Consider the following 7207-nt stretch of genomic DNA (forward strand, 5'->3'; position numbering starts at 1 on the left):
GAACTCGAAGCCGCGTTCGTCACGGCAGAGCTCGCCCGACGCACCGGAAGCGTCCCGACGGCCGCCTTCACGGCCGCCAAGTGGGCCTGGCTGCTCGCGAACGAGCCCGCCGCCGCCGACCGCGTCGAGGCCGTCCGGCTTCCCCACGACTTCCTGACGGAGCGGCTGACCGGGGAAGCGGTGACGGACCGCGGAGACGCGTCGGGAACGGGCTGGTGGGGCCCGGACGGCTACGACCAGGACGTCCTCGGCCGGATCGGCCTCGACCCCGGGCTGCTGCCGCAGGTCCTCCCGCCGGGCGCCCTGGCGGGCGTCGTCCGAGCCGGGATGCCACTGCGCGAGGGCGCGCTCGTGGCCACCGGGACCGGTGACAACATGGCCGCCGCCCTCGGGCTGGGCCTGACCCCCGGACGTCCGGTGCTGAGCCTCGGTACCTCCGGCACCGTCTACGCCGTCGGCCGCACCCGGCCCGCCGACCCGAGCGGAACCGTGGCCGGCTTCGCCGATGCCCTCGGCGACTGGCTGCCGCTCGCCTGCACGCTCAACTGCACCCTCGCCGTCGACCGCTTCGCCGCCCTCGTCGGCCGCGACCGCGAGGACGTAGAGGAAGGCGGCACGGTGGTGGTGCTTCCCCATCTGGACGGCGAGCGCACTCCCGACCTCCCGCGCGCTTCCGGCCTGGTCCACGGCCTGCGCCACGACACCACGCCGGGACAGGTGCTCCAGGCCGCCTACGACGGCGCCGCCCAGGCCCTGCTTGCGGCCCTGGACGACGTACTGCGTGCCGGAGGCGAGGACCCCACCTCCGACGAACCCCTGCTGCTGATCGGCGGCGGGGCCCGCGGCCGGGCCTGGCAGCGGACCGTCCTGCGGCTGTCCGGCCGGGCGGTTCAGGTGCCCGTGGCCCAGGAGCTGGTCGCGCTAGGGGCCGCCGCTCAGGCCGCCGCACTGCTCACCGGTGAGTCGGCCGACGCCGTCGCCCGGCGCTGGCGGACCGCCGAGGGCCCGGTGCTGGAACCCGTGACCCGTGACGACGACACGCTCGAACGGATCACCAGTACGCTGCGGCGGGCGCGGGCCCTGCAGGAGGTCCCGCCGGGAGAGCGATAGGAGCGTCGGGTCGATGACGGGGATCGGGAGGGCGAGCGGGGGCGCGGAGGCCGCGCCCGCCTCGCAGCAGGGGATGCGCCGGCAGAACCTCGCGGTGGTGATCGGCGCGGTCGCCGCGCACGGACCGCTCTCCCGGGCGGACGTCGCCGGGCACACGGGCCTGACCAGGCCGGCCGTCTCCTCCATGGTCGACGAGCTCATCGGTCGCGGGGCGCTGACCGAGACGGAGACCGCGCCCAGCGGACGGGTCGGCCGCCCCGGGCGGGCGCTGGCCCTGAGCGATCGGGGTCCCGCGGGGCTCGGCCTGGAGATCGGCGTCACCCATCTCGCCGCGTGCGTCGTGGACCTGCGCGGTGAACCCCGGGTGTGGCGTCGGGTGGAGCGGGCCAACGCGGGCCGGCCGGCCGGAGAGGTGCTGGCGGAGGCCGCGGCGCTGGGCGCCGAGGCGGAGTCCGAGGCCGCGGCCCTCGGCCTGCGCGTCGAGGGCCGCGTCCTGGCCGTGCCGGGGGTGGTGCCGAACGCGCCGGGCGGGCTGGTCGCGAACGCGCCGAACCTCGGCTGGCAGGCAGTGCGCCCCGCCGACCACTGGCCCGACCCCGACACGGTGCCCGAGCCGGAGAACGAGGCCAACCTCGGGGCGCTGGCGGAGCAGTGGCACCGGGGAAACCCCGCCGAGACCTTCGTACACGTCTCCGCCGAGGCCGGAATCGGTGCCGCACTGATCGTCGGCGGGCAGCTGTTCCGGGGTGCCCGCGGCTTCGCGGGCGAACTCGGCCACCTGCCCGTCCACCCGGAGGGCGCCCGTTGCGCCTGCGGGGCGCGCGGCTGCCTGGAGCAGTACGCGGGCGAGGCGGCCGTGCTGCGCGAGGCCGGGCTGGGACACGTCGGCGACCCGGTGGCCCTGCTGGCCGAGCGGGCAGCCGCCGGGGACGCGTCGACCCTGCGCGCCCTGGACCGTGCGGGACGGGCCCTGGGCCTCGCCCTGACCTCGGCGGTGAACCTGATCGACCCGGACGGCCTCGTGCTGGGCGGCGCCTACGCCGAACTCGCCGAATGGCTCCTCCCGGCGGTACGCGCCGAGCTGGCCGCCCGGATCACCGTCCGGCCCTGGAACCCGGAGGCGGTGCGCCCCTCCGCCCTGGGGCGCCGCGGACCGGTGCTGGGCGCGGCGTGGTCGACCGTCCGACAGATCATCGCCGATCCCGCTCGGCTGCCTGCGCGCTGAGCGGGCTCGGCGACCGGATCAGTCGTCGATCGCTCGCAGCGGGTCGTCGCTCAGACTGGCGGCCAGCCACTGCTCCACGGCCGTGATGTGGACGGTCGTGGCGGCGGTGGCCAGCAGGGCGTCGCGTGCTTGGAGCGCGCCGAGGATCTGCTCGTGGTCCCGGTGGGCGTTGTCCAACGCGTCACGGGTCCGGCTGCCGCGGACGATGCGGACGCGCTGGGTGCGGGTGGAGAGTACCTGCAGGAGCATCGACAGTACGGGGTTGCCGACGGCTTCGACGATCCTGAGGTGGAAGGCGATGTCGTGGGCGACGAACTCCTCGACGGTGGTGGCGGCCCGGGATCTGTCGAGGATGTCGCGCAGTTCCTGGAGGTGCTCCGGCGTCAGCAGGGCGGCGGCCAGCCCGGTCGCCTGCGGTTCCAGCAGTCGGCGCACCTGGATCAGCTGCAGTGCCGTGTGGCCCTGGGAGACGTCGGCGGCGAAGGAAAGGCTCTCCAGCAGGAGATGGGGCTCCAGGCTGGAAACGTACGTGCCGTCGCCCTGACGGGTGATCAGGATGCGCATGGCCGTCAGCGCACGGACGGCCTCGCGCAGCGAATTCCGGGACAAGCCGAGTTGGGCGGCGAGGATCTCCTCCTTGGGCAGGCGGGAGCCGGGAGCGAGTTCGCCGTCGAGGATCATCGCCTTGATCTTGTCGATCGCCTCGTCCGTCAGTGCCACTAACGTGCCTCTCAGTGCGGGGTGTGTTCGGGACGGTGGCTCCGCCGGACCCGGACCGGGGCCTGCGGAGCCGCTTGTGGGACGGGGCTATTCTTGCTTCTCGCCGGACGCGAACCGGGAGATGACCAGAGCGACAATGATGATGGCGCCATTGAGGAACTGGTTCCACAGGGGCGGTACGCCCGCCAGCGTCATGACGTTGACGACGAGCTGGAGGGTGAGGACGCCGGTGAGGGCGCCGAAAACGGAACCCTTGCCGCCGTTGAGGCTGACTCCGCCGATGACGGTCGCGGCGAAGACCTGGAAGATCCAGCCGCTGCCCTGTGTGGCGGAGATGGAGCCGTAGTGCCCGCTGTAAAGGGTACCGGCGAACGCGGCGAGAACGCTGCCGAGGATGAGGACGACCCACACGGTGCGGTCGACGCGGATGCCCGCGGTGCGGGCGGCCTCGGCATTGCCGCCGATCGCGTACAGTGCCCGGCCGTGCCGGAGCCAGGCCAGCGCACTGCCGCCGATCGCGAAGAGCAGCGCGCACACCCAGATCGCGGCGGGCACGCCCAGCCAGGACGCCCTGCCCAGGTAGGTGAAGGACGAGGGCAGCTCGACGATGGACTGGCCTTCGGAGAGGGCTACTTGCAGTCCGCGGAGCATCGTCAGGGCGCCGAGGGTGACGATGAAGCCGTTGAGGCGCAGCTTGAGGATGAGGAAGCCGTTGACGGCACCGATCAGCGCCCCGACCAGCAGGCAGAGCGGGATGGCCGTCCACTCGGGGAAGAGGCCGAGTCCGGTGAACCGGCCCCCGCTGGAGGGCAGGATCAGCCACACGGCGATGACGGGAGCCACGCCGATGGTGGACTCCAGGGACAGGTCCATCCGGCCGGCGATCAGGACGAAGGTCGTAGCGAGCACCAGCAGGCTCAGCTCGGTGGACTGCTGGGCCACACCGATCAGGTTGTCGGTGGTGAGGAAGGCCGGCGAGACGATGAACCCGATCAGGCCCAGGACGAGGATCGCCGGGACCAGGGACAGTTCACGGAAGCGCCCCAGGCCGACCCGGCGGCGGGCGGCACCCGCCGCGGCGGGCACCGCCGTGCTCGGTGCGTGCTCGGTGAGATCTGTGGTGGCGGACATGACTACCTTCCGTGCTCGTCTGCGCCGGATGAGGCGGATGAGGCGGGTAGGGCGGATGTGGGAGACGTGGTGGCAGGAGCCGGGTCGCCGGCGACGCCCTCGATGGCGGCGACGAGGTCCTCGTCCCTCCACCCCTGGTCGAACTCGGCCACCACACGCCCGTGGAACATGACGACGACCCGGTCGCAGACCTTGAGGTCGTCCAGTTCGTCGGAGACGATCAGCGCGGCCCTGCCGCCGTCCGCGACCTGCCGGATCCTGCCGAGCAGGAACTCCTTGGACTTGACGTCCACACCGTTGGTGGGGCGGATGGCCACGAGCACCTGCGGATCGGTGGCCAGGGCACGGGCGACGACGACCTTCTGCTGGTTGCCGCCGGAGAGGGCGGAGACCGGGGTGGCCGCTCCGGGAGTCTTGATGTCGAGGTCCCGGATCACGCGCTCCGCGAAGGCCCTGGTGCGGACGGGCAACACGATGCCGAACGGGCCGAGCTGGTCGGTGACGGTGAGCGTCGCGTTCTCCGCCACGCTGCGGTTGCCGACCAGCCCCTGGTGGTGGCGGTCCTCGGGGACCAGACCGACGCCGGCGGTGAGCGCGGACGGCACGCTGCCGGTGCGCAGGCTCCTGCTGCCGACCGAGATCCGCCCGGCCCTGGCGCGGTGCAGACCGGCGACCGCCTCACCCACCTGCACGTTGCCGCTGGCGGTCGCGCCGGCGAGCCCGACGACCTCGCCGGAGCGTACGGAGAGGGTGATGTCCTCGCAGGCACCGGGCAGCGTCAGGCCGTCGATCGCCAGCAGTTCCGTCGAGTCGGCCCGCCTGGCCGGGGGGCGGCCGGCGGTGACCGTGGCGGCGGACTCGCCGGTCATGGCCTCCACCAGGGCCGTGTGTCCGAGCTCGGTGACGGGCGCGGTGAGGATGTGGGCCGCGTCGCGGTAGACCGTGACCGTGGTGCAGAGGTCGTACACCTCTTGCAGGTGGTGGGAGATGAAGAGGAAGGCGACCTCCTGGCGCTGGAGGTCGCGGAGCTTGTCGAAGAGGCGGCCGATGCCGCGGCCGTCGAGCTTGGCGGTCGGCTCGTCGAGGATGATGAAGCGGGCGCCGAACGACAGGGCCGGGGCGATCTCCACGACCTGCCGCTGCTCGACGGTGAGGTCCCTCGCCCGGGCGGCCGGGTCGACGTCGACGCCGTACTCGCCGAGGAGCTCCTCGGCGCGGTGGCGCAGCCGCTTCCAGCGGATGGGCCGCAACGAGGCGCCGCTCTGCCGGTTCAGGAAGAGGTTCTCGGCGACGGTCAGCTCACCGATGATCGTGGAGCGCTGGTAGACGCAGGCGACGCGGGCGCGCCAGGCGTCGATGTCGCCGAAGGCGGGGGCCGGCTCGCCCGAGAAGCGCAGCGCTCCGGTGTCGGGCTGCTGGAGGCCGGTGAGGATGGACACGAGCGTCGACTTGCCGGCGCCGTTTCGTCCGACCAGGGCGTGCGATTCGCCCGGGGCGATGGTGATGCGGGCGTCGCGCAGCGCGACGGTCGCGCCGAATCGTTTGCTGATGCCGGTCGCCTCGGCCACTGGGGCCGGGGCGGCGGGCCGGGTCGCCGGGGCGGTCGCGGTGTCCGCCATGGTGGATACCGTCCTTCGTGTAAGGAGGCTGGGGCGCCGGGGTGCGCGGCTGTGCGCCCGGGGCTGCGGGGAGGGGCCGCGATCGGGGGACGGGGGTGGTCCGTTCTGACCGCGCGCGGGGGCGGGGGCCCGCCGGTCATCGGCTGACGTTGTTGCCCCACAGGGTCTTGTCGTCGACGTTGTCCTTGGTGACCAGCGGAGCGGGGAGCTGGTCCTCCAGGCCGTGGGACAGTTTGATGATGGTGGAGCCGTGGTCGGTCGCACCCGGCTGGAAGGTCTTGCCCTCGGCGGCCGCCTTGGCGTAGTGCAGCGCGTACTTGGCGTAGAGGTCGGCGGGCTGGGAGATGGTGGCGTCGATCTGGCCCTTGCGGATGGCGTCGAACTCCTGCGGGATGCCGTCGTTGGAGACGATGCTGATGTGGCCCTTCTGCCCTGCGGGCTGGAGCAGGCCCTTCTGTTCCAGCAGGGCGAGAGTGGGCTGCAGGAAGACGCCGCCCGCCTGCATGTAGATGCCGTTCAGGTCCGGGTGCTGCGCGAGCAGGCTCTGCAGCTTGGCGGAGGCGACGTCGCCCTTCCAGTCGGTGGGCAGCTCGAAGACCTTGATCTCCGGGAACTTCGTCTTCATGCACTCCGCGAACGCCTCTGAGCGGTCGCGGCCGTTGATGGAGTCGAGGGCGCCCTGGAGCTCGGCGACCTTGCCCTGGCCGCCCAGCTGCTTGCCGAGGAACTCGCACGCCTTGGTGCCGTACGCCCTGTTGTCGGCTCGGACGACCATGTAGACATCGCCCTTGTCGGGTCTGGTGTCGACGCTGACCACCGGGATCCTCTTCGACGCGAGGGTCTCCAGGGTGGAGGCGATGGCACCGGTGTCCTGAGGTGCCATGACGACCGCCTTGGCGCCCGTGTTCTGGAACACCTGCACGTTGGCGACCAGCTTGGTGACGTCGTTCTGCGAGTTGCTCAGCGGCAGCGCGTTGATGCCGTCGGTCTTGATGCCGTTCTTCACGTACTGCGCGTAGGAGTTCCAGAAGTCGGAGTCGGAGCGGGGCAGGTCGATGCCGATGGCGGACTTGTCGCCGCCCGAGGCCGCCGAGCCGGGGCTCTCGCGGTTGCACGCGGTAGCGAGGGCCAGCATCGCGAGGACGGCGGTGGCGGCTGCGGCGGTGGAGCGGGTGCGAGTGTGCTTCATGGCCGTGTTCTCTCCTTAGCCGGGGGCGCGGCGACGGTCGGGGGGCGTGCGCGCCGTGGGGAAGGCGGCGTGGGCGCCGGACGGCGCACCGAATGATCCGGCCATTCCTCCGATGTATCTCGGACGGGACGTTACGACGACGTTGCCGAGGTTGACAAGAGTGCGCGCCTGACCTGATGCGCCGGGCCATCGTGCCGCGGGGTGTCGTGGTAT

6 protein-coding genes are annotated in these 7207 nt (G+C 72.4%); 2 read left to right on the forward strand and 4 right to left on the reverse strand.

Translation table 11 applies throughout. The features are described 5' to 3' along the window. The coding region (locus ACFV0Q_RS35705; protein WP_385011299.1) for an FGGY family carbohydrate kinase at positions 1-1110 on the forward strand (1110 nt) is incomplete at its 5' end. Between the two features lie 13 nt (positions 1111-1123). Then, a complete protein-coding gene (locus tag ACFV0Q_RS35710) occupies positions 1124-2335 on the forward strand; it encodes an ROK family protein (protein WP_385011301.1) in 1212 nt (403 codons plus the stop codon). Between the two features lie 18 nt (positions 2336-2353). Here the strand turns inward: ACFV0Q_RS35710 and ACFV0Q_RS35715 are convergent, their stop codons facing one another. The 4 genes from ACFV0Q_RS35715 to ACFV0Q_RS35730 all read right to left on the reverse strand — a co-directional run bounded on the left by ACFV0Q_RS35715 (position 2354) and on the right by ACFV0Q_RS35730 (position 6994). After that, complete coding sequence (locus ACFV0Q_RS35715; RefSeq protein ID WP_385011303.1) at positions 2354-3055, reverse strand: FadR/GntR family transcriptional regulator; 702 nt, start codon at positions 3053-3055, stop codon at positions 2354-2356. Between the two features lie 87 nt (positions 3056-3142). Continuing rightward, positions 3143-4186 (reverse strand): ABC transporter permease, encoded by a 1044-nt coding sequence (locus ACFV0Q_RS35720; RefSeq protein ID WP_385011305.1) that lies wholly within the window; start codon positions 4184-4186, stop codon positions 3143-3145. A gap of 2 nt (positions 4187-4188) precedes the next feature. Then, positions 4189-5805, reverse strand: a complete 1617-nt coding sequence (locus tag ACFV0Q_RS35725) for a sugar ABC transporter ATP-binding protein (RefSeq protein WP_385011306.1) — start codon at positions 5803-5805, stop codon at positions 4189-4191. Between the two features lie 136 nt (positions 5806-5941). After that, positions 5942-6994, reverse strand: a complete 1053-nt coding sequence (locus ACFV0Q_RS35730) for a sugar ABC transporter substrate-binding protein (protein ID WP_385011308.1) — start codon at positions 6992-6994, stop codon at positions 5942-5944. Positions 6995-7207: the final 213 nt, after the last annotated feature.

The sequence above is a fragment of the Streptomyces sp. NPDC059564 genome (genome assembly GCF_042735575.1).
Lineage (GTDB): Bacteria > Actinomycetota > Actinomycetes > Streptomycetales > Streptomycetaceae > Streptomyces.